Raw genomic sequence first — 21058 nt, 5'->3', positions numbered from 1 at the left:
TTCCGGTTCGAGCCGGAGACGTTAATCCAGTCAATATTTGAATGAATGGATATGTTTGCAGTCAAAGATAAAGCAAATTGCTTGCATGGCAAGCCAATCGCCTGCGGCAGATTGGCAGAGGGATGTGTGCAGTCTTTGCCTTTTCGTTCAGAAGTAGGTGGAGGTCTTGTCCGGCGTTGACGCCAATGCCTCGGAAATGACCCTGAACGCGCTATCGATCTGAGCGCGATCATGTGGTCCGCCCAGACAGAGCCGCACGGATTCATCCGCCTTTCCGGCAATCGTGAAGGCGTCGCTTTCCACAACGCCGACAGCCTGGTTCCTCATCTGGCTGACAAAGGCCGGACGAGACCAGCCTTCAGGCAAGGCAAGCCAGATATGAAATCCGTCAGGGTCGGCTTCAAACTTCTGGCTTTTCAGATAGCGGGCGGCCAGCTCCTGCCGGGCCGAGCTTTCGCTTCGGATGTGCCGAAGCAGCGCTCTGGCAGTGCCATCTTCGATCCAGCGCGTGGCCAGGGCTGTCGTGAGCGGGGAAATCATGACGCTGGACGTGCGCTGTGAACGAGCGAACTGCCATGCAGCGCTCCGGTCCGGGGCAAGGACGTGGGCGAGCCGGAGACCGGCTCCAACGCTTTTCGAAAGAGAGCCGATGTACCAGGTGATATCCGGAGCAAGAGCGGCTATCGACGGGACCTGCTTGCGGCTGAGCTGGCCGTAGGGATCATCCTCCAGGATCGGCACGCCGTGGCGCTGCGCGACGGTTGCAAGGTCGCGGCGCCGCTGCTCGGAGAGGGTGCGAGTGGTTGGGTTGTGCAGAGTAGGATTGAGATAGAGTGCCTTCAGGCGACCGTCGAGACAGGCTTTGCGAAAGGCCTCCGGATCAATGCCTTCTTCGTCGCTCGGCAAGCCGAAAAGCTCCAGTCTGAGTTGTCCGCAGATGGATCGGATCCCGGGATAGGTGACGGCTTCGCATGCGATCCGGTCACCCGGCTCGCAAAGCGTTGCAAGAATGCCGGCAAGGGCTGCCTGAGCGCCGGGAGCAAACAGAATATCTTCCGGGTCGGGTTTGAGGCCAACCCCGGCAAGCCAGCGTGCTGCAGCCTGGCGGTCCGGGTCTTTTTCAGAAATTGTCTGGTATCGAAGCAGCGGAATGAGGTCGGCCGAAAGCGCCGCGAGCCCCTCTTTCATACGGGCAATCAGGCCAGGGTCACTGACTTCCGGCGGCAGGTTCATGGAAAAGTCCGGAGGTGACAGCCGCTTGGCATCACGTGTTGCAACGCCGCCGCCCAGCACGCTGTCGGGGCCGGTGACGAATGTGCCGCTGCCAACCATGGAGGAGATAGCGCCACGCCTGCGGGCTTCGGTGTAACCGCGTGCAACGGTGGTGAAGTCAAGCCCGAGCCGGGCTGCCAACTGGCGCTGCGCTGGAAGCCGGTCTCCAGGCGAAAGGCGTCCGGCGCGAATATCTTCTTCAATGGCGTCCGCGATCGCGGCATAGCGCGGAGCACTGCTGGCGGAAAGGTCCGGACACCATTCGGTCATGAAGAATTGCTTTCAAATTGACTGGATATTGACTGTATACAGAGCTCGTGCCGGAATGTCACCAATCATTCGCTTCAGGGTGGGGCACCCAGTGGAGCTTGCGAACAATGGACGGCTGGCGAACAGCGCGCGTGCTGAACGGTCTTTGTTTCCAGGAAGATGTGGTCGAGGCAAACGCACGCGTGGCAGCGAGTTGGCAGCAGGGCCTTCCCGATATCAGCTGGTTTTATGCTCGGTCCAAAACCTCGACGGCCAGCACAGTCGGCAAATGGCGGGCAATTTCCTGCCAGGTCTCACCTTCATCCAGGCTGGCGAAAACCGAGCCTGAGTTTGTGCCGAAGTAGAGCCCGGCGGGGTCTCGTGTGTCGCCGCCCATCGCCTGACGCAGAACCGTGAAGAAGCAGGCTTCCTGCGGAAGGCCCTCGCGCTTGTCCCGCCAGGTTCGGCCACCGTCATCGGACTTCCAGACGGCTGCCGCCGCACCGGGGGGAAACCGGCCTTCGGTGTCTCCGTTAAGCGGGAGCGTCCAGATGGTGTCAGGATCTCGCGGATGAACGCGGATCGGGAAGCCGAAGGTGGAGGGCAGGCCGTCGGTAATGTTGTCCCAGTTGAGCCCGCCGTCTGCGGATCGCCAGACGCCGTGGTGGTTCTGCTGATAAAGCAGGTCATTGTCGCCAGGTGCACGCATCATGTTGTGAACGCAATGGCCGGTCTCGCCGTCGCGCGGGGAGGCAGGGTGATCATGTCCCTCACAGGCGGCCGCGTTGGACAGCCGGTTGCGTCGCTCCCACGTCATGCCGCCATCTTCGCTGGCGAAAACGCCTGCGGCAGAAATGCCTATCCAGAGCTTTTTCGGATTGTCCGGGTCGGAAACGATCGTGTGCAGCACAAGGCCGGCCGCACCCGGGTTCCAGCTGTCTGCGGACGGATGATTGGCAAGCCCCTCCAGATGCGCGAAGCTCTTGCCGCCATCCCGGCTGGCGAGAAATCTTGCAGGCTTGGTGCCGGCGTAGAGCGTGCCGTGTGCATACCCGAGCGACCAGATTTGCGAGAAGTCGTCCGCAAAAGGCAGGTTCTGAGGTGTCCAATTCAGAAACTTGGCCGTCTCGGGGTCATTGGCTGCCCAGTCGTCGAGCGTCCCTTTGGTCAGTCGGGTGACCTCCCATGTCTCGCCGCCGTCGACAGAACGCCAGACGCCCGCGCCGGACCATTCGCCGCCGCCGCCGGCCCAGATCGTGCCGCTTTCCGGATCGCCGATCACGTGATTGATCGGCCAGCCATCGCAGAAAGGTCCCTTTACCTTCCAGCCTCCACGGTCACTTCCACCGTTCAGCAGAAACGCTCCCTTGGTGGTTCCGACAAGCACCGTTACACCCGAAGTCATGGTTTGCCTCCTCCAGAAACCGGTGGAGCTTAACACGAGTTTTGTTGGTTGCAGATGGGCTTCGTTGCTCCTTTACGGCGTGGTGTGGCCTAAAGGAAAAGAGACGTCTAACTGGTTCTGTTGGTCTCGAGGAACTGGATCTTCTCGCGGTACCAGTGAAACGGTAGACAGTGGGAGCCTGCCGGTAGCAAACTGCCGGCACATGCAAGCAAGCCATGCCCTTTCCGGAGATGATCATGCCTGAAAACCTTAGCCATTGGACCGCACGTCCCCGGCCGGAGCACAAGCCGATTGAGGGCCGTTACGTTGTTCTGGAGCCGCTTGACCCGGTGCATCATACGTCCGGGCTATTCGAAGCTTCCGATGTGCCGGACGGCGATCAGAAATTCCGCTGGCTTCCTGAGTGTCCGCCTGAGACGGAGACTGAATTCCGCGGGTGGGTGGAAAAGGCTGCAGCCAGCAAGGATCCGCTGTTTTTTGCAATCGTGGACAAGGAAACCGGTAAAGTTGCCGGGCGGCAGACGCTTATGCGGATCGACGAGGCCAACGGCGTCATCGAAATTGGAAATATCTATTGGGGGCCGCTGATCTCGCGCAGACGCGGGGCGACCGAAGCCCTCTATCTGTTCATGAAATATGTGTTCGATGATCTCGGTTATCGGCGCTTCGAATGGAAGTGCAACAACGACAACATACCGTCCAGACAGGCCGCCTTGCGTTTCGGTTTCAGCGAGGAGGGCGTCTTCCGGCAGCATCTTGTCGTCAAGGGTCTCAATCGCGATACGGCGTGGTTCTCCATGATCGACAAGGAATGGCCGGCGCTGAAAAAGGGCTATGAAGCCTGGTTGGCCGCGGAGAATTTCGAGCCATCCGGAGAGCAGAAGCGCAAACTTGGCGCGTGTCTTGCGGATGCTGCAAAGAGCGGTCAATCATGAGCGATCGGCGCCAGCCGGATTCGCCAGACGAGACCTATCGATGAACTCCAGACATATCGGCATCTTGCAGCCCGGGCATGCCCCCGACGAACTGGCACAGGAATTGGGCGACTACGACGCATGCTTCCGGCAGTTGCTGGCCGGTCGCGGGTTTTCCTTCACGACCTATGATGTCGAGGCAGGCCAGTTCCCCGATGGGCCGGAAGCAGCGGATTCCTGGTTGATAACCGGATCCCGCCACGGAGCTTACGAAGACCACGACTGGATTCCGCAGCTTGAGGAACTTATCCGCGCTATCCACCAGAGCGAGCGCCCTCTGATCGGTGTTTGCTTCGGTCACCAGATCATTGCTCAGGCCCTTGGTGGTAAAGTGGAGAGGTCGCCCAGGGGATTTACCGCCGGACCGGAAACCTATCGCGGTTTCGGTCACGAAAAACTGGTGCTCAATGCCTGGCATCAGGACCAGGTCACAATGGCGCCCAAGGGGCTTGAAGTTGTTGCAAGCAGTTCAGGTTGCCCGATTGCCGGGCTTCATCTGCCTGGTCAGATCCTGACATGCCAACCGCATCCGGAAATAGATCCGGACTATCTTGCGGGCATTGTGAAGCTGCGCGGATATGTTTTGAACGACACGCAGCGCGCTGATCTGCCGAAACGGATCGAGACCATGCCTCTTGATGCGAGCAAGGCGGCAGATCTCTTTGCAATGTTCCTGTCGGGCGAAGAACTCGGGATGCTGTTGCCCGGTAACGCCGAAGCCTGATCTGCAGAGCCAACCATGCCCGTTCAATCGCAATGCTCGAATTTGCGAAGGTAGAATTTTATTTGGATCTAAACGCTAATTTGAACTTCTCGCGCTTGCAGGTGTTTAAGGGCGTGGCGGATCGTTGACTGCGACAAGGACCCGTAGGTGCCCTATGACCGCACCTTCATGGCCTATGCCAATGTTATCATGAAGTCTGGCTTCGTCGGTACGGCACTTACCGTTGCGCCTTACACCACGTTTGCTCAACCAGAAGGCCCCTCAAGCTTCAATACGTTTTAGGAACTGACCTTGAGCGACTGGGAGCAGGCTGTCGGGCTGACATGTCCCGGTTTCGTCGGCGTACAGAAAATCCTACGCTTTGCTCTCTCACGAAAAAGGCAATCGACTGGCTCCTGTCGATTGCCTTTGTTTTTTCCGGGCCGACCGCTGGAACGTCAGTGGCTCTTCGCGGCTGACTTGCCTCTGACGAGCCGCCAGACCGGCAGGATCACCTTGCTGGTGACCGGGATCAGCAGCATGCCGAGTGCGAGGCCGAACAGACCGTCCAGGCTTGCCGTTACCACCCATGTGAGGAAGCCTTGAGCGACCTGTACCGAATGAGCCACGTTGTGGGCAATGTCGTGGATGATGCCGTAGATCTGCCCGAAGCCCAGAACGTCCATACCATGCAGCACGATGGAGCCACCGACCCAAAGCATGGCGGCGGTACCAACTGTCATCAGCAGTTTCATGAAGCCGGGCATGGCTTTCACAATGCCGTGGCCGATGGCGCGGGTCAGCGACAGGCGGCCTCTGCGCGTCAGCATCAGGCCAAAGTCGTCCGCCTTTACCAGCAAGGCAACGGAGCCATAAACGAGAACGGTGATGCCGATTGCGACCACTGCAAGCGTGGCGGCTTCCATCCAGATGGTGCTTTCAGGAATCTCGGCGAGGGCGATCGTCATGATTTCCGCCGACAGGATGAAGTCGGTCTTGATGGCGCCGGAAACCTTCTGTTCTTCCAGATGCAACGGGTCGGCAACGAAGCCTTCCGGCTCGTCGGCGTCATGATGATGGGGCTTGAAGATGTGATAGATCTTTTCCGCCCCCTCAAAACACAGGTAGGCGCCACCCAGCATCAGCAACGGTGTAATGATGCCTGGTAGAAACTCATTGAGTACGAGGCCGGCAGGAAGCAGGAAAATCAGCTTGTTCTTGATTGATCCCTTCGCGATCCGCCAGACGATCGGAATTTCGCGTGCAGGGGAAAATCCGGCGACATATTTCGGAGTGACGGCTGCGTCGTCGATCACGGCTCCGGCCGCTTTCGCGCCCGCCTTGGCCGCCTGGCCGATCACGTCATCCGCGGAGGCCGCGGCAATCTTGGCGATTGCGGCAACGTCATCGAGTAGGGCAAGCAATCCGCTCATGGCAGCTCCAGGTCTGTGTCCGTCCGGCGCAAGGATATAGCGTGTTGCCGGGTGAGGGGCCAGTAAAGAGACCCCATATTCCTGAAACAGATTGCACCGGAACGAATTGGCCCGATGTTGGTTAGGCCATCGCCACCAGTGTCGTGCTTTCCTGCGGAAATGCCGTGAAGGCCTCCGCAGACTTGCGGCGTTGCTTCGGCATCGGGTTTGGAACGGCAGACAACAGGCGCCGCGTGTACGGGTGCTGCGGGTTTTTCAGAATCTGTTCGGTTGGACCGGTTTCGACAATCTCGCCCTTGTACATCACCGCAATGCGGTGACTGACCCGCTCCACCACGCCGATGTCGTGTGAGATGAACAGGAACGACAGACCTTCCGTGCGTTGCAGTTCCAGCATCAGATCAGTGATCTGCCGGGCAATGGAAACATCCAGCGCGGAAACCGCTTCGTCCGCAATGATGAGTTTCGGTTCCACCGACAAGGCACGCGCAATGCACAGACGCTGACGTTGTCCGCCGGAGAATTGGTGCACGAAGCGATTGATGGCATCGCGCTCCAGTCCAACCCTTTCAACCAGATCCGCTGCGAGTTCCTTCTGGTCCTTCCGCGAGACAAGGCCGTGGATCCGCGCCGGCTCCGTGATCAGCTCATGTACCGGAAGCCGCGGATTGAGGCTCGCGTAAGGGTCCTGAAACACCATCTGCATGTCCTTCCGCGTTTCGCGGAGCGCCTGCCGGGAGGAGCTGTTCAGAACATTGCCGTCAAGCCTGACAGATCCGCTTTCAGGTTCGATCAGGTGCAGAATGGACCGCGCCAGGGTCGACTTGCCGCAACCGGACTCGCCTACCAGACCAAGTGTCTCACCACGCGCAACCTTCAGCGAAACGCGGTTCACGGCCAGAACGCCGCCGGATTTCCTTGAAAACAGGCCGGATTTGCCGGCAAATCGTGTCGACAGTTGCTCAACATCCAGCACTGTCTCGGTCCCGGCCTGCTGCGTGCTGGTTCCGGAACCCGGTTTCGGCGTTGCCGCCATCAGCGCCTTTGTGTAGGCAGCCTTCGGCCTTTCGAAAAGATCGTGAACGCTGGCTTCTTCCATCTTTTCGCCGTTGCGAAGCACGACGACTCGGTCGGCAATCTCGGCAACGACGCCCATGTCGTGGGTGATGAACAGAACGCCCATGCCGATTTCGGCCTGAAGGTTCCGGATCAGTGTCAGGATCTCTGCCTGGGTGGTGACATCCAGAGCCGTTGTCGGTTCATCGCAGATCAGCAGTTTGGGCCTGCAGGCGAGCGCCATTGCAATCATCACCCGTTGACGCAGGCCGCCGGAAAGTTCGTGCGGATATTGCTGCAGCCGCCGCGCCGGATCCGGAATGCGTACCTGATCGAGGGCTTCTTCTGCGGCTTGCATGGCCTTGCGCCTGTCGAACTTCCGGTGGCGGATGAAGACCTCGCCAACCTGGTCGCCGATTTTCAGAACCGGGTTGAGTGAGGTCATCGGCTCCTGAAAAACCATGGAAATGGCATTGCCCCGCAGAGCTGTCAGCTGTGCATCCGACAGGCTTCGCAAGTCATGGGAGCGATCACCATCGTTCAGGCGGATGCTGCCCCCGCCAATCGTTCCACCTTCTCGTTCGATCAGCCGCAGGATGGAAAGTGCCGTGGCTGATTTGCCGGAACCGGACTCTCCGACCAGCGCAAGTGTCTCGCGCGCATGAATTGCAAAGGAAATTCCCTTCACGGCTTCATGAGCACCGAAAGAAATCCTGAGGTCCTGAACGTCCAGTACCGGCTTGGTCATTTGAGGTCTCCGCGGCGTCTTGCGGCAAATTCCGGATGCTGCTTGAAGTCCGGTAGCGGCGGTGTCCAGCGGTCGGCATGAGGCTTGAACGAATGGGCAATCGGGTCGAGGCCCTGTACCTGCCAGGAGACGGTTTCGCCAAGCTCAAGCAAACCGAAGGCACCGGCAGGTTGGCCCTTGGTGGTGAAGCTTTCGGTGAGCGACTGCTGTGTCAGATGGGTAATGCCGTCCACCGTGGTGATTGTGTTCCAGTGAACGTGGCCGGACAGACAGACCACCGGCTGCCGGGACTGCGCCAGTGCCGCGCGGGCACGTTCTGCCATCGGGTAGGTCGAAGCTGACGGATTGCGTTCGAAGTAGTAGTTGCCGATCTGGCCATGACCGGAAACGGGAACGTGGCTGATAACCAGAAGAGGCTTGTCCGTGTTCTGTGCAACGCGTGACAGCCACAAGAGATCGGCCTCATGGAGAATGAACCCGGAATGCTCCGGCGTCCGATGGATCTTGCTGTCTGCGCGCCACAGCGCAATTCTCCAGTCTCCTGCATCAAAGGTCGCGTTGGCGAGGGACTGACCGAGGATTTCCTCGTTGTCCGAAACATCCAGGTGATCGCGGTCGTGATTGCCGTTGATGTGGTGGACCGGAGCATTGACGGCCTTGAAGGCCTCTGCGACTTCGCGTTCCAGCTGAAGGTCCGTGTCGCGGTCCATATCGGAAATCCGATCGCCCAGGTCGACGACGAAATCGGGGGCAACATCGTTGGCGAAACGGGCAAACTCGGCCATCAGCTCGAGGGCAGTGTCACCGCGCTTGGTCGCGGAAGGTTTGCCGTGGTGGATGTCGGCGACAACAGCAATGCGTACGGACACGTTGAAATTCCTGAATTGATCAAAGGGTAGGGAGAGCGCCGCCGGTGTACCGGCGGCGCTTTTTTTTGCTTAGTTGAACGAAATGGAGCCGGCGCGGAAGTCGAGCACGTAGGGAATGTGACCCGGCTTGGGAGCCCAGTTGACGTTGGTCTTCATCGCCCAGCTTTCATAGGGGCGATACAGCGGCAGCACCGGCGGATCCTGCTTGATGCGCTCCATCAGCTCCGCATAGGCTGCGCGACGCAACTCGACATCACCGTTAAAGCGGAACTGCTCCCAGCTCTTGGCGTAGTCTTCGTCGGTGTTGAAACGGCCTTCGGATTCAGACGGACCATTCGGAGCCCACATGACGCCGAAGCTGCCGAACGGGTCGGCGAAATACATCGGATTGGACCAGTTGCGGGTCATCATGTCCGGTGAGTTGCCGCTCCATTTGTCCTGGACGTTGACCTTGCCCTTGATACCGACTTCCGCCCACATCTCCATGATGGCCTGGGCCGCCAGAAGGCCGTTGGTGTAGTAGCCCGGCGCGGTGTCGTAGGTGATTTCGAAGCCGTCATAGCCTGCTTCCTTGAGCAGTTCCCTGGCTTTCTCCGGATTGTATTCGAAGGTGGTCAGCTCCGGCTGGTACAGTTCGCCGAATTCCGCAAGCGTGTGCGTGGATGGAACCACGGCCTTGCCACCCCACAGGGCTTCGTTCAGCGTGTCACGGTCGATGGCGAGCGACAGGGCCTGACGGATGCGGGCATCCTTCAGTTTCGGATGGTTCACATTCATGATCATGACGTGGAAGAGGGCAGTGGCGCTGCCGGCGGCCTTCATGTCCGGATCGTTCTCGATCAGCTGAAGCTGGTCAGGTGCGATGTTGGTGACGATGTCGGCTTCACCTGTTTTCAGGGCCGTGATGCGTGAAGCAGTCTCCGGCATATGCCGGACAGTGACCTTGTCGAGGGGTGCCTTTTTGCCCCAGAAGTCGTCAAAACGTTCCCAGACCACTGTTTCGCCCGGCACGAATTCGGCAACCTTGTATGGGCCTGTGCCGACCGGCTTCAGGGAAAAGGCTTCAAAGTCATCATGCTCAAGCTTGTCCGGGTCGCCTGCAAGGCTCTTGGTGTAAGCTTCCGGAATGATCATGACCTGCTGCAGGTTCAGCAGTGTTTCCCAAAGAGGCTCCGGGCGCTTTGCATGGATGCGTACGGTGAGATCATCGACCTTCTCGGCCTTCTCGAAGTTTTCAAGACGGTCCCGGGCACGCACCTGATAGGGTGGGAAGTCGGCCTGATACATCCGGTTCAGCGAGAACACGACGTCGTCGGCGGTCATGTCGGCGCCATTGTGGAACTTCACGCCTTCACGCAGTTTCAGTTCCATGATCGTCGGTTCGACAAGTTTCCACTCAGTCGCAAGGCCCGGCTGCCATTCAGTGTCGGTGGTGTCGTGGTTCTTTGCGATCAGCGTATCGAAGGCGTTGTAGTAGAACTGTGAGCCGACATTCGAGTGATCGCGGCCCGGATCCAGGTAGCTGGACACGTTGGCTGCACCAACGGTGAGTTCTGTTGCGAAGGCACTTGTCGCCATGAGCGAAGCAAGAGCGGTGGTTGCCAGTAGTTTGGTCATATCGAGCCTCCAAGGCTGCTAGGGTGGAGCGTCGGCCGTTCCGGCTTCTGTGGTTGGGTTCGGTCAGCGGGACCTGAGACGGACATCCGCCTTGTCGCGCAGCCAGTCGCCAAGGATCTGGACTGCGAATGTGAGGAGCAGGATCACCATCGCGGGGGCGAGAACGATCCAGGGGGCCGTCGGCAAGTAATCGCGGCCGATGCCGACCATCGATCCGAGCGTTGCGGTTGGCGGTTGAACGCCGAGACCGAGGAAAGACAGGGTCGATTCCAGGATGACGATGTTGGAAAAGTTCAGTGTGAACTGGACGACGATCGGCGAGACGACATTGGGCAGGATGTGCCTCACCGCAATCCGGAGCGGCGTTGCACCTGCTGCACGTGCCGCTTCGACAAAGGGCATCTGGATCAGCTTCTTCACTTCACCACGCACGATCCGCGTGTATTGCTCCCAGCCGTAGACACCGAGCACGAGGATCATCACGTCCAGGGATGAGCCCATGACTGCCAGAATGAGAAGGGCGATCAGGGTGAAGGGAATGGCGATCTGCGCGTCGACCAGGCCCATGATGACCTCTTCGAAAACACCGCCGATGATGCCGGCCATCAGACCCAATGTACCGCCGATCAGAAGACCTATGACGGCTCCCGCAAGGGCGAGTGCGAAGGTCAGCCGCAGGCCGTAGATGCAGCGGGAGAAGATGTCCCGGCCGAGTTCGTCGGTGCCGAAATAGAAGCCGTCCTTGTAGCGTTCGAACCCGATTGGCGGACGCAGCCGGGAAATGAGACTTTGGGCATTCGGGTCGAAGGGGGCTACCCAGGGTGCGGCGAGTGCCGTCACGATCAGGATCAGGCCGATGAGAAACGCGATCCGGACAATCCAGTTCGCATCCGACCAGATCGGCAGACGGTATGTTCTTGTGCCGGTATTACGCGGCGAAGACAGGTTGTGCGTTGCGTCGGTCATGCGCTTATCCCTTGGCAAGGCGGATGCGCGGATCCGCGAAGGCGTAGGCGATGTCGACCACTGCGTTGATCACGATGACCGCGACAGCGACGGACAGGACACCGAACTGGAGGACGGGGTAGTCACGCAGGATGGCGGACCGGACGAGGAGATCGCCGATACCGGGCCATGCGAAGATCGATTCCACGACAACGCTACCCGCCGCCGCGAGGCTGGCGATCTGTAGTCCGACCACGGAAAGCAGCGTGATCGACGCGTTGCGCAGTCCGTGCTTCAGAATGACGATCCACTCCGGCAGGCCCTTGGCACGGGCTGTGCGCATGTAGTCCTGGCCGAGCACGTCCAGCATGGCGTTGCGGGTGAAGCGGGTGATCGCAGCAACCAGCGTGCCGGAAATGGCAAGCGTCGGCATGATGAAATGCAGCGCAGTTCCATCACCGATGACGGGAAGCCAGTTGAGCGTGTAGGCAAAGATCAGCACCAGCAGGATGCCGATTATGAAGGACGGCACGGCATATCCGAGGAAGGCGACCACCATCACCACGCTGCCGACGATGCTGGTGCGATAGATGGCGGCCAAAATGCCAAGCGGTATGGAAACTATCAGTGTGAAGCACACCGCGCTCAGCAGCAGTTTCAAGGATGGCCAGGCACGTTCGAGAACGATTTCCGAAACCGGCCGCCTTTCCAGGAAGGACAGTCCGAACTCGCCGGAAAACACGGAGCTGAGATAGCGCCAGTATTGGGTGCCGATGGAGGAATCCAGACCGTAGTAAGCGATCAGGAGAGCCCGGTCTTCCTTGGTGATGCCTTCGCCGAGAACGAAATCGACCGGATTTCCGGAAAGCCTGGTCGCGAAGAAGACGAGCGTCACGATGAGGAACAGGGTGATCGCCATCCGCAAAAGGGTTCGCAGAACGTAGGTCAGCATGCGCTCGCCTCCACTGGCGATGGGTGAGCGGACGGTATCGGCTCTTTCACGGGAGCCCCGTTCACGATCGGCGAGGGCGTTGCGACGAGGTGAATGAAATCAAGACCGGCAAGGGTTGCCGCCGCGCCGTCGGTCGCGGCGTTGTCGCCCACAAAGACAGCCTCGCTCGCCGGAACGCCCGCAGCTTCAAGTGCCGCGCCGATGAGGAACGGCTGAGGTTTGCCGATAACCCTTGGTGCGATCTCCGGACAGCACGCCTTGAAAGCTGCAAGCAGGGAGCCGGTTTCCGGCACCGGGCGACCGTCCGCATTCGGGTGGGAAAGATCCGGATTGGTCACGACCAGCTCTGCGCCTTGCTCCAGCAGTCGCAACGCCTTTTCCAGTCCGGTCAGGGTGAACTTTGTATCGCGGGCAAGCAGGACGACGTCTGTCCGGTCGTTTGCGCGCTCAAGGCCGAGTTCCGCTGCAAGAGCGTGAAGCGGCTGTTCGGCAATTACGTGGATGCGCGCGCCCGGACGTTCCGCTGCGATCGTGCGCACAGCCAGCTCACCTGCAAGAAAGATGCTTTCCTGCGGCAACGACAGGCCGATTGCGTTCAGTTTTGCCGATAGCGTGACGCATGTGTCGGCCGAGTTGTTTGAAACGATCGATAGTCTTTTGCCGGCAGCCCGGACAAAATCTTCCGCGCCCGGCAATGCTCGTCCGGCGGCTATCAGGCAGCCGTCCAGATCGCACAGGATTGCGGCATAGCCGTCAATCTCCGCGGCGCCAAGCCATTGAATTGTTGTTGTTTTGCGAGCCCGCATTGCGAAGTCCATATCTGTCCGGTTGCCTTTCGGTACCACCGATCGGCATTGAGGATCCGCCGGTACGGCAGGCGGATTGTTCTGGTCAGGAAGGGCCGTGTTCCGTTGGCGTGGCCCGCTGAAGTCGCAATCAAATTGTCGTCACTCTGTGACGCTGCCGTAACAGAGCGAACCTATGGTTTGAGGTGATCAAACCTTTGGCTTTGCTAATCGGAGAAAACCTGGAATGACCCTTTCCCTGTCGCGCATTCGGGCCGTCAACGCGGTCGCGTCCGGAGGCTCATATGCTGCAGCGGCACGGGCGCTGAAGATTTCGCAGCCGGCCGTCGCGCGTCATGTGAAAGACCTTGAAGCGGAATTCGGCGTACGCCTGTTCGACCGGAAAAACGGTGTCTTGTCGCCAACACCGCTGTGCAACGAGCTATGTGACGTCGCCGAGCGCATGGCAGAAGCCGAACGCGCTGCAACACGGCTTTTGACCCGTCACAACACCTTGCTGAACGGTCGTTTGAAAATCGGGTTGGGAAATTCGATGCCGGGCATGGCATTGATCGCGCAGTTTCTCAAGCGGCACCCAGGCATCGAAATCGCGGTGGAAACAGGTTCGCATGAGCGGATCACGCGGGCAGTGCTGACCCGCGAAGTCGACATAGGTGTGCTGCCGGATGTGCCTGCGGATGGCCGCTTCCGGCGCGCCTTGCTTGCAAGGCAGAATGTCGTTGCCATCGTCCATCCCGACAGCCCGCTGTCCCGGGAGGCGGCCGTGACCTGCGAACGGCTGATGGCCGAACCCCTGATTTTCCGAACAAGGGGATCTTCCACCCAACGGGTGGTCGACAGGGCCTTTCGTTCCGCCGGGTTCGAGCCGTCGCCGCTGTTGACCCTGGACACACGTGACGCGGTCTATGAAGCAGTGGTCAATGGCCTTGGGGTCGGTTTCATGTGGCGGTTCGGAACCGGGCGAACCGATGTCGTTCACCGGGTTCCGGTCTCGGACATGCAGCGCCAATACGAGGAAGTGGTTTTCTCGCTCGGCGACGAGCGCAGTATGCTGTTCGACGTCTTCTTTTCGGCCGTGGAAAGTTTCCGCACGGAGGCGGACGTCATTCTGGACCACTAGCAGGCGAGGGGACGCCTAGGCGGTGATCGCCTCTGCAAGACGCACAGCGGACGCTACACCGTCGATGACGGGTACCTTGAATTGTGCCGTCAGGTCGGCGGCCAGATCCGCCATGCCCGCGCAACCGAGTGCGATTGCGCCGATGCCGTCCAGTCTGAGAGCGGCCTGGATTTCCGCTTCGATCTTGTGGCGGGCATCGCTCTCGGGGTTTTCCAGTTCCAGAACCGGCACGTCCGATGCACGCACCCTGACACATCGGGCGGCAAGGCCGGTGCGCTGCAGGTTCTCTTCCAGCACCGGTACGGAGACGGACAAGGTGGTAACCACCGAAAACCGTTCGGCCGCCACGGAGGCAACATGGTAGGCCGCCTCGCCGATGCCAACCACCGGGACACGGGATTTCGCCTTCAGTTCCCACAGGCCGGTATCGTCGAAACATGCGATGATGACCGCGCTGATGCTTGGGTCGGTTTTCAGCGAGCGCTCGAAGAGATCGAACAGGCCGGGCAGGGCAGCCTCGCCATCCGCTGGTCCCTGAATGGCTGCCGGTCCCTCCAGTGGATTGATGGCCGTAATCCGGCTGAAGGGACCGGCTGCGGCGCGAGCAGCCGCCGCGATCTTCTGCGTCATTGAAGCCGTGGAATTCGGATTGATGACGAGGATGTGTATGTCGCGCATGTAAGGCCCTAGACCATGCCCTTTCCGGCATCCGAGCCGTGCCGTGACCTGCGTTTGTTCAGGATGACGACAATGGCCAGGAACAGGCCGATGATGCCGAAGGAGAAGGCGGTTGTCAGAGTGCCGAGAGCAAAGATCACTGGCGTCGTGACGTTTGTTGTCATGCCGTAGATTTCCAGCGGCAGCGTGTTGTAGCTGCCTGCCGTCAGAAGCGTGCGGGCAAACTCGTCATAGGACAGGGTGAAACCGAACAGGGCGACCCCGATCAGCATCGGCGCGATTATCGGCAGCACGACATGACGGACAGTCTGCCAGGCGCTTGCGCCCTGGTCGCGCGCGGCTTCCTCGTAGGATTTGTCGAAACGGTTGAAAACCGCGAACATGATCAGCAGACCGAAGGGCAAGGTCCACGTCAGCTGCGCGCCGAAGCCCGAGGTCGACCAATGCACGGCAAGGCCTGACTGGGAGAAGATCAGGCCGACACCAAGAGAAACCAGGATCGACGGGATCACCAGCGAGGTGATGATCAGATAGAAGATCGCACCGGACCCGGGAAACCGCTTGCGGAAGGCAAGGCCGCCCATGACGGAGACAACGACCGTTGTCACCATGACCATGAGACCAAGCACGAGCGAGCGCGAGAAACTGCCCCAGATATCCCCGACGGCCTGTTGTTCGAACAGGTCGTGGAACCAGTGCAGCGAGACGCCGCGCATCGGGAAGGTCAGCCCGCCCTGCGGTCCCTGAAAACTCAGGATCGCGATGGTGACTGTCGGGCCATAGAGGAAAACCAGGAAAAGGCCAAAGAACGCGGCAAGCGCATAGAAGGAGCGGGAACGTTTTTCCATGATCAGAGCTCCTTCCGGATGTCGACGAAGCGCAGCAGGATCGAGATCACCAGAAGCACCGTGATCAGCAGGATGACCGCTGTTGCCGCGGCAGAGGGATATTGCAAAAGCGCGATGTCGTTGGAGATCAACCTGCCGACATTGGCCTTCTGGCTGCCGGACATGAAGCGCACGGTAATGAAGTCGCCCATCACCAGCGTGACGACAAAAATGGAACCGATCATGATGCCGGGTTTGGTCAGCGGAATGATGACGTTGGTGAGTGTTTGCAGACCGGTGGCGCCATTGTCATAGGCTGCCTCGATCAGCGAGCGGTCGATACGCATCATGGTGTTGAAGATCGGAACCACCATGAACAGCGTGTAGAGGTGGACAAAGGCCAGGATCACCGAAAAATCGGAAAAGAGCAGCCAATCCAGCGGCTCGTCTATGACGCCCATCGAGATCAACGTGGAATTGGCGATGCCGTTGCGGCCCAGGAACGGGATCCAGGAGATCATGCGGATGATGTTGGATGTCCAGAACGGGATCGTGCACAACAGAAACAGAACGATCTGCCAGGTCAGCGTGCGCACGTGAAAGGCGAGGAAATAGGCAACGGTAAATCCGATCACCAGTGTGATCGCCCAGGTGATCAACGCGTATTTCACCGTGTTGAAGAACACCTGGTAGGTCACTGGAGACGTCAGCAGGAATTCGTAGTTGTCGAACTGGAAGGCCGGGTAGATCGAGAATTCCGTCGCCCCCCAGAAACTCACCACGACGATCATGGCAATCGGCAGAACCAGGAAGAAGAACAGCACCAGCGCCAGAGGCAGCGACAGTAGCCAGCCGGTCATGGCATCGGGCAGGCGACTGAGGCTGAAGGGAGCCTTTGCACGAGCTTTCGCAGCCGGGGCCACGCTGGAAATGGACTGTGTCTGATCCGTCATGAAGGTCGGGTCCGGTAAGTAGAGAAGGCGGGTGTCATGCTAGCCCCGGGTGTCTTGAAGTGCCCGGGAAAAGTTTCCCGGGCACCAGTGTGTCGGCTCAGCCTCAGGCGGCGATGAACTCGTTCCACTTGCGAACCATGTACTGGTTCTCGTCCATGACAGCGTTCCAGCAGGCAACGGCACCCATGCGCTCGTAGAACGAGCCGCCGTCGCGGGTTTCGCCGGCTTTCGCCAGAACGTCACCGAACGGGTTGGTGATGTCGCCGGTGGCTTCCTTGCCTTCGAACCAGTAACCCCACTCGTTCTCGTCCATGTGGTTCTTGGAGGTTTCCGGCACGGCCGAGTAATAGCCCTGGCGCATCAGGAAGCCGCCGACCCAGCCGTCGAGATACCAGTTGATGTATTCGTAGGCTGCTTCCAGTTCGAGGCCGGTCAGGCTCTTGGAAAGACCAATGCCACCACCCCACGACCGGTAGCCTTCCTTGAGCGGCTGATAGACGCAATCGATACCGCGGGACTTCACGGCGGTGATCGCCGGAGACCACATGGACTGGATCACGACTTCGCCGGACGCCATCAGGTTGACGCTTTCGTCGAAGGTCTTCCAGAAGGCGCGGAACTGGCCGTTTTTCTTGGCTTCGGTGAAGATCGCCATGGTCTTGTCGATCTCTTCGCGGGTCATGTTGCCCTTGTCGCCATACTGGATTTCGCCCATGGCTTCGCAAACCATGGCCGCATCCATGATGCCGATGGAAGAGATGTCGAGGATCGATGCCTTGCCCTTGAATTCCGGGTTCAGCAGTTCGGTCCAGCTTTCGATCGGGCGGCCGATCAGGTCCGGACGGATGCCGAGTGTGTCGGCGTTGTAGATGGTCGGGATGAGTGTCATCCAGCCGGTTTCTTCGGTGGCGAACGCCTTGCCGTCCGGACCGTCGACAAAGCCGACCGTATGCGGCGCGGTGCCCTGTGCGATCACGGATTCCGGCGTCAGCTTGCCGCTTTTGAAGATGCCGACGATCTTGTCGTAGTTCTTGATCTTGGAGGTGTCCATAGCCTGCAGGTTGCCGGTCGGCCAGACCTTCTTGCAGATCCAGTATTCGATGTCCGCAATGTCGAAGCTGTCCGGCTGGGTCGCCGCACGCTGGGTGACGGCGTCACTGTCCAGAGCGGTCATTTCCAGGGTGAAGCCGAGATCTTCCTTCACCTTCTGCGCTACTTCGTTGAGGTTGGACACGCCGGTGCCGAACTGGCGCAGGGTCACGTCCTTGATGTTCTGTGCCCAGATGGTCGGGAAGCCGGTGATGGCTCCCGAACCCAGGGCCGCACCGGCAGCAGCAGCGCCGCCTTTCAGGATGCTGCGGCGGCTGACGCCTTTCTTGGTCATCTGTTCAGTTTTTCCCACTGTATCTGTCATGTTCTTACTCCTGTTCCCCTCTGGAGTTTGTTCGGCCTCGGGAGAAGGCCTGCGATCGGCAGCCTTCAGGCAGCCAGTTGGTGTGCGTCTTCCGGCTTCCATGTCAGGAAGACGGTTGCGCCGATTTCGATCGGGTCCTGGAAAAAGGCTTCGTCGGTGAGTGCGGCCGTCAGATCGCCGGCGCCCCCCGCATCAAGCGCGAGATTGACGGTGGAGCCGAGGTATTCGACGTCCTTGACGAAGGCCGTCAGAACGGCGCCGTCCTCTCCGGCCGCTTTTTTCACCCTCAACCTGTCTGCCCTCAGCGCGACCGCAGCGCCTTTCTGCTGCAGCACGTTGTGGCCGCCGATGAAGCGGGCGACGAACTCGGTTGTTGGCGTGTTGAACACGTCGCGCGGGCTGCCTGCCTGCTCGATCTTGCCGCCGTTCATGACGATGATGTCGTCTGCCAGCGCGAGGGCTTCGTCCTGGCTGTGCGTGACGTGGATGAAGGAAATGCCGAGCTCGCGCTGCAGCTTCTTCAACTCGAGCCGCATCTTGATACGCAGGAACGGATCGAGTGCCGACAGCGGTTCGTCAAGCAGAAGCACGGAAGGTTCAGTGATCAGGGCACGGGCCAGGGCAACACGTTGTTGCTGACCGCCGGAGAGCTGCGAAGGCAGCCGTTCCGCATAGGCTGCCATATCCACCAGTTCCAGCAACTGACGGGCCTTCTTCAGCCGGACAGGTTTTTCGACACCCTTCATCTTCTGGGAAAAGGCGACGTTATCGACCACGGACAGATGCGGAAACAGCGCATAGTTCTGGAACATCATCGCCGTGCCGCGCCGGGCGGGTGGAAGATCGGTGATGTTGGTGCCGCCCAGAACGATGTCGCCGATAGAGACGCTTTCATGGCCGGCGATCATTCGCAGGGTTGAAGACTTGCCGCAGCCCGATGGCCCCAGCAGGCAGGAATAGGTGCCGGCGGCAAATTTGTGATTGATCGCGTCGACCGCAATGGTCTCGCCATAGATCTTGGTGGTGGCTGCCAGTTCAAGGTCCAGGGACTTCGCCATGGCCGGACGTCTCCTTCAGAAAACCGTTTTCGGCTCCTGAGACAGCAAGTGCCGTGCCAACGCGAAAAACTGGCGGAATTCCGGAGATCCTGATGAGAAGGCGGAGCAATGAGCAAATTCTCATCGGTAAAAGTGCACAATATTTTGGCAAATTAAATACGATATGAACAAAAATTGTATACGATCCTAGATTGCCGCTTCGGGTGGAGGGGAGTAGGATCATGGCACCGCTCAACCCCCATTGGGCACTTCAAGAAAAATGACCAAACCTTTGACCACAGCCGATCTTGATCAACGCAGCAAGCTGCATGAAGTCTTTGCCCTACCTCAGGGCCGGGCCCTTGAAATCTGCCTGAAGCTTCAGACTGCCATTCTGCAACACAAACTGACACCGGGGCTGAAACTGTCTGAAGATGAGGTGGGCGAAATTTATGGCGTCAGCCGTACCGTCGTGCGCGCTGCGTTGCAGGCGCTCGCCCATTCCGGGCTTGTCGCCATGGAAAAGAACCGTGGTGCCTTCGTCGCAAAGCCGTCGATCCGCGAAGCCCACGAGGTGTTTCAGGCCCGTGCCCTGATCGAGCCTGCCGTGGCCAGGCTGGCAGCCGATGTCATCACCGACAGGCAGCTCGCGCAGTTGCACGCACATCTGGATGCGGAACATGCAGCTCTTCATGCCGGTGACATGGGCAAGGCACTGTTCCTGTCCGGAAGCTTTCATACGGAGATTGCCGATATCGCCGACCATCGGGTGTTCGCCGGCATGATCCGATCGCTGATCTCGCGCTCTTCGCTGATCATCGCTCTTTACTGGAAGCGCTCGGACACTGCCTGTGAAAGCCACTCTCATCACGCCCTGATGAATGCCTTTGAAAAGCGCGACGGCGCAGCAGCCGAGAAGATCCAGAAGAGCCACATCGTCGATCTGCATTCCGGTCTGGATTTGCGAGAGAAGTCAGCTCTCGGCCGCTCTCTTGGAGAAGCGCTCGGCAACGGCTGAAGAGCGGAACCCGGAAGAAGCGAGAGAAGGTTAGCGTCCGGCAGAAGCTCCGGCGCCACCGGCATTTGCGTTTGCGCCACCGTTTCCGGCGGATGCGCCTGCGCTGGCCCCGCCAGCTGACGCGCCGGCGCTTGCCCCGCCGCTGTTTGAAGCGCCTGCGGAACCGGCGTTACCAGAACCTGAGCCGGCGTTACCACCAGAGCTTCCGCTGGAATTTGCACCAGAGTTTCCGCCAGAATTTGCGCCCGAGTTCCCGCCCGAGTTCCCGCTTGAATTCTCATTGGCGTTGCCACTCGACCCGCGATTGCCTGAGTTGCCGGAGGAGGCATTTGCGTTGCCGTTACCGCTAGCGGCATTGTCACGCCCGCTGGTGGTGGTGTTCTGAGCTTTTGAGCCCGCAGGTGAGAGGCTTGCCGGGGTATCGCCGAAGCTGGGCTTGCCAGGTGTACCTTGCTGGATGGCGGCGCGGCTCTTGCCGACGGATTTGAGACCGTTGAACCTCCCCGGTGCGCTTTGGACGGTTTGGCCTGCACGCAGGTCGCTTTGCTGCCCGGATGCAAGATCCTGAACACCAACGACTCCGCGCTGAACCGAAACCCGGCTTTCGTTGCCGGTTACGGTTACCGAAAAGCGGGTTCCCTTGACGACGGCTGCAAGATAAGGCGTTTCAACCCTGAAAAACGGTCTGCCGCGCGTCTCGACATCGACATCGATTGTTCCCTTGCGTTGAAGCAGCGTGGTCTGGCTGTCGTTGCTGCGAAATTGCGAAAGCGCAAATTCCGTGTTCGGGCCGACTGTGATGCTGTCCTTGCCTCGTTGAAGCACGGCGCGTGCGCCCTTTCGCGTCGCAATGGTATGGCCCTTGTGAAGTGTCATCCCCTTGCTTGCCCGATGCGCTTGAATGCCTGGTGCTACGAGATAAACCGTTCCGGAAATCCGTGTGATCACCCATTCGGCTGCACAAGCTTTTGTCAGTCCTGCA

Annotated in this window: 20 protein-coding genes; 5 read left to right on the top strand and 15 right to left on the bottom strand. The window is 59.5% G+C overall.

Translation table 11 applies throughout. From position 1 onward, the window contains the following. Nucleotides 1-147 precede the first annotated feature (147 nt). Both B0E33_RS00530 and B0E33_RS00525 read right to left on the bottom strand, forming a co-directional pair. The gene (locus B0E33_RS00530; protein ID WP_077290098.1) at nucleotides 148-1542 is read right to left on the bottom strand and encodes an aminotransferase-like domain-containing protein; all 1395 of its coding nucleotides are present in this window, start codon (nucleotides 1540-1542) and stop codon (nucleotides 148-150) included. Between the two features lie 226 nt (nucleotides 1543-1768). Next, a complete protein-coding gene (locus tag B0E33_RS00525; protein ID WP_077290097.1) occupies nucleotides 1769-2926 on the bottom strand; it encodes a WD40/YVTN/BNR-like repeat-containing protein in 1158 nt (385 codons plus the stop codon). Nucleotides 2927-3162: 236 nt separating this feature from the next. Here B0E33_RS00525 and B0E33_RS00520 point away from each other — a divergent pair, with 236 nt between their 5' ends. The 3 genes from B0E33_RS00520 (at nucleotide 3163) to B0E33_RS31595 (ending at nucleotide 4906) form a co-directional block, all read left to right on the top strand. Next, nucleotides 3163-3861, top strand: coding sequence for a GNAT family N-acetyltransferase (locus B0E33_RS00520; protein WP_077293089.1), 699 nt, complete (start codon nucleotides 3163-3165; stop codon nucleotides 3859-3861). A 40-nt stretch (nucleotides 3862-3901) separates the two neighbouring features. Further along, the gene (locus B0E33_RS00515; protein WP_077290096.1) at nucleotides 3902-4624 is read left to right on the top strand and encodes a type 1 glutamine amidotransferase; all 723 of its coding nucleotides are present in this window, start codon (nucleotides 3902-3904) and stop codon (nucleotides 4622-4624) included. Nucleotides 4625-4792: 168 nt separating this feature from the next. After that, entirely contained in the window at nucleotides 4793-4906 is a 114-nt protein-coding gene (locus B0E33_RS31595) for a hypothetical protein (RefSeq protein ID WP_369126932.1), read from the top strand. 155 nt (nucleotides 4907-5061) lie between these two features. Here the strand turns inward: B0E33_RS31595 and B0E33_RS00510 are convergent, their stop codons facing one another. The 7 genes from B0E33_RS00510 to B0E33_RS00480 form a co-directional block, all read right to left on the bottom strand. Then, complete coding sequence (locus B0E33_RS00510) at nucleotides 5062-6036, bottom strand: DUF808 domain-containing protein (RefSeq protein ID WP_023003997.1); 975 nt, start codon at nucleotides 6034-6036, stop codon at nucleotides 5062-5064. Nucleotides 6037-6157: 121 nt separating this feature from the next. Continuing rightward, nucleotides 6158-7840, bottom strand: coding sequence for an ABC transporter ATP-binding protein (locus B0E33_RS00505; protein ID WP_077290095.1), 1683 nt, complete (start codon nucleotides 7838-7840; stop codon nucleotides 6158-6160). Continuing rightward, the gene (locus B0E33_RS00500) at nucleotides 7837-8709 is read right to left on the bottom strand and encodes a metallophosphoesterase family protein (protein ID WP_077290094.1); all 873 of its coding nucleotides are present in this window, start codon (nucleotides 8707-8709) and stop codon (nucleotides 7837-7839) included. Before B0E33_RS00500 ends, B0E33_RS00505 begins: the two co-directional genes overlap by 4 nt. Nucleotides 8710-8778: 69 nt before the next feature. After that, on the bottom strand, nucleotides 8779-10326 hold the full coding sequence (locus tag B0E33_RS00495; protein ID WP_077290093.1) for an ABC transporter substrate-binding protein: 1548 nt from the start codon (nucleotides 10324-10326) through the stop codon (nucleotides 8779-8781). Between the two features lie 63 nt (nucleotides 10327-10389). Continuing rightward, complete coding sequence (locus tag B0E33_RS00490; protein WP_077290092.1) at nucleotides 10390-11292, bottom strand: ABC transporter permease; 903 nt, start codon at nucleotides 11290-11292, stop codon at nucleotides 10390-10392. 4 nt (nucleotides 11293-11296) lie between these two features. Further along, nucleotides 11297-12223, bottom strand: a complete 927-nt coding sequence (locus B0E33_RS00485) for an ABC transporter permease (RefSeq protein ID WP_167579474.1) — start codon at nucleotides 12221-12223, stop codon at nucleotides 11297-11299. Continuing rightward, complete coding sequence (locus B0E33_RS00480) at nucleotides 12217-13029, bottom strand: HAD-IIA family hydrolase (RefSeq protein WP_077293087.1); 813 nt, start codon at nucleotides 13027-13029, stop codon at nucleotides 12217-12219. Before B0E33_RS00480 ends, B0E33_RS00485 begins: the two co-directional genes overlap by 7 nt. A gap of 226 nt (nucleotides 13030-13255) precedes the next feature. Here B0E33_RS00480 and B0E33_RS00475 point away from each other — a divergent pair, with 226 nt between their 5' ends. Next, on the top strand, nucleotides 13256-14149 hold the full coding sequence (locus B0E33_RS00475; RefSeq protein WP_055653685.1) for a LysR family transcriptional regulator: 894 nt from the start codon (nucleotides 13256-13258) through the stop codon (nucleotides 14147-14149). Between the two features lie 15 nt (nucleotides 14150-14164). On the opposite strand, the gene B0E33_RS00470 is transcribed toward B0E33_RS00475, so the two are convergent. The 5 genes from B0E33_RS00470 to B0E33_RS00450 form a co-directional block, all read right to left on the bottom strand. Further along, complete coding sequence (locus B0E33_RS00470) at nucleotides 14165-14827, bottom strand: aspartate/glutamate racemase family protein (RefSeq protein ID WP_023004005.1); 663 nt, start codon at nucleotides 14825-14827, stop codon at nucleotides 14165-14167. Nucleotides 14828-14835: 8 nt separating this feature from the next. Then, nucleotides 14836-15675 (bottom strand): ABC transporter permease, encoded by an 840-nt coding sequence (locus B0E33_RS00465; protein WP_055653687.1) that lies wholly within the window; start codon nucleotides 15673-15675, stop codon nucleotides 14836-14838. Nucleotides 15676-15677: 2 nt separating this feature from the next. Then, entirely contained in the window at nucleotides 15678-16607 is a 930-nt protein-coding gene (locus tag B0E33_RS00460; RefSeq protein WP_023004007.1) for an ABC transporter permease, read from the bottom strand. 103 nt (nucleotides 16608-16710) lie between these two features. Continuing rightward, on the bottom strand, nucleotides 16711-18021 hold the full coding sequence (locus B0E33_RS00455; protein WP_023014488.1) for an ABC transporter substrate-binding protein: 1311 nt from the start codon (nucleotides 18019-18021) through the stop codon (nucleotides 16711-16713). 65 nt (nucleotides 18022-18086) lie between these two features. After that, nucleotides 18087-19079 carry an ABC transporter ATP-binding protein gene (locus B0E33_RS00450; protein WP_077290091.1) on the bottom strand — a complete coding sequence of 331 codons (993 nt, stop codon included), beginning with the start codon at nucleotides 19077-19079 and terminating at the stop codon, nucleotides 18087-18089. Between the two features lie 259 nt (nucleotides 19080-19338). Between B0E33_RS00450 and B0E33_RS00445 the strand changes: the two genes are divergently transcribed. Then, nucleotides 19339-20076 carry a GntR family transcriptional regulator gene (locus B0E33_RS00445; RefSeq protein ID WP_077290090.1) on the top strand — a complete coding sequence of 246 codons (738 nt, stop codon included), beginning with the start codon at nucleotides 19339-19341 and terminating at the stop codon, nucleotides 20074-20076. A gap of 30 nt (nucleotides 20077-20106) precedes the next feature. Here the strand turns inward: B0E33_RS00445 and B0E33_RS00440 are convergent, their stop codons facing one another. Next, complete coding sequence (locus B0E33_RS00440; protein WP_167579473.1) at nucleotides 20107-20952, bottom strand: FecR domain-containing protein; 846 nt, start codon at nucleotides 20950-20952, stop codon at nucleotides 20107-20109. Nucleotides 20953-21058: the final 106 nt, after the last annotated feature.

It is taken from the genome of Roseibium algicola (assembly GCF_001999245.1).
Taxonomy (GTDB): Bacteria; Pseudomonadota; Alphaproteobacteria; order Rhizobiales; family Stappiaceae; genus Roseibium; species Roseibium algicola.
The sequence above is the reverse complement of the archived record's forward strand: the minus strand, read 5'-3'. Positions and strand labels throughout refer to the sequence as shown.

Coding starts and splice junctions, on each gene's coding strand:
- B0E33_RS00530 (WP_077290098.1), bottom strand. CDS start 1,542: ATGACCGAATGGTGTCCGGACCTTTCCGCCAGCAGTGCTCCGCGCTAT.
- B0E33_RS00525 (WP_077290097.1), bottom strand. CDS start 2,926: ATGACTTCGGGTGTAACGGTGCTTGTCGGAACCACCAAGGGAGCGTTT.
- B0E33_RS00520 (WP_077293089.1), top strand. CDS start 3,163: ATGCCTGAAAACCTTAGCCATTGGACCGCACGTCCCCGGCCGGAGCAC.
- B0E33_RS00515 (WP_077290096.1), top strand. CDS start 3,902: ATGAACTCCAGACATATCGGCATCTTGCAGCCCGGGCATGCCCCCGAC.
- B0E33_RS31595 (WP_369126932.1), top strand. CDS start 4,793: ATGGCCTATGCCAATGTTATCATGAAGTCTGGCTTCGTCGGTACGGCA.
- B0E33_RS00510 (WP_023003997.1), bottom strand. CDS start 6,036: ATGAGCGGATTGCTTGCCCTACTCGATGACGTTGCCGCAATCGCCAAG.
- B0E33_RS00505 (WP_077290095.1), bottom strand. CDS start 7,840: ATGACCAAGCCGGTACTGGACGTTCAGGACCTCAGGATTTCTTTCGGT.
- B0E33_RS00495 (WP_077290093.1), bottom strand. CDS start 10,326: ATGACCAAACTACTGGCAACCACCGCTCTTGCTTCGCTCATGGCGACA.
- B0E33_RS00490 (WP_077290092.1), bottom strand. CDS start 11,292: ATGACCGACGCAACGCACAACCTGTCTTCGCCGCGTAATACCGGCACA.
- B0E33_RS00485 (WP_167579474.1), bottom strand. CDS start 12,223: ATGCTGACCTACGTTCTGCGAACCCTTTTGCGGATGGCGATCACCCTG.
- B0E33_RS00480 (WP_077293087.1), bottom strand. CDS start 13,029: ATGCGGGCTCGCAAAACAACAACAATTCAATGGCTTGGCGCCGCGGAG.
- B0E33_RS00475 (WP_055653685.1), top strand. CDS start 13,256: ATGACCCTTTCCCTGTCGCGCATTCGGGCCGTCAACGCGGTCGCGTCC.
- B0E33_RS00470 (WP_023004005.1), bottom strand. CDS start 14,827: ATGCGCGACATACACATCCTCGTCATCAATCCGAATTCCACGGCTTCA.
- B0E33_RS00465 (WP_055653687.1), bottom strand. CDS start 15,675: ATGGAAAAACGTTCCCGCTCCTTCTATGCGCTTGCCGCGTTCTTTGGC.
- B0E33_RS00460 (WP_023004007.1), bottom strand. CDS start 16,607: ATGACGGATCAGACACAGTCCATTTCCAGCGTGGCCCCGGCTGCGAAA.
- B0E33_RS00455 (WP_023014488.1), bottom strand. CDS start 18,021: ATGACAGATACAGTGGGAAAAACTGAACAGATGACCAAGAAAGGCGTC.
- B0E33_RS00450 (WP_077290091.1), bottom strand. CDS start 19,079: ATGGCGAAGTCCCTGGACCTTGAACTGGCAGCCACCACCAAGATCTAT.
- B0E33_RS00445 (WP_077290090.1), top strand. CDS start 19,339: ATGACCAAACCTTTGACCACAGCCGATCTTGATCAACGCAGCAAGCTG.
- B0E33_RS00440 (WP_167579473.1), bottom strand. CDS start 20,952: ATGACACTTCACAAGGGCCATACCATTGCGACGCGAAAGGGCGCACGC.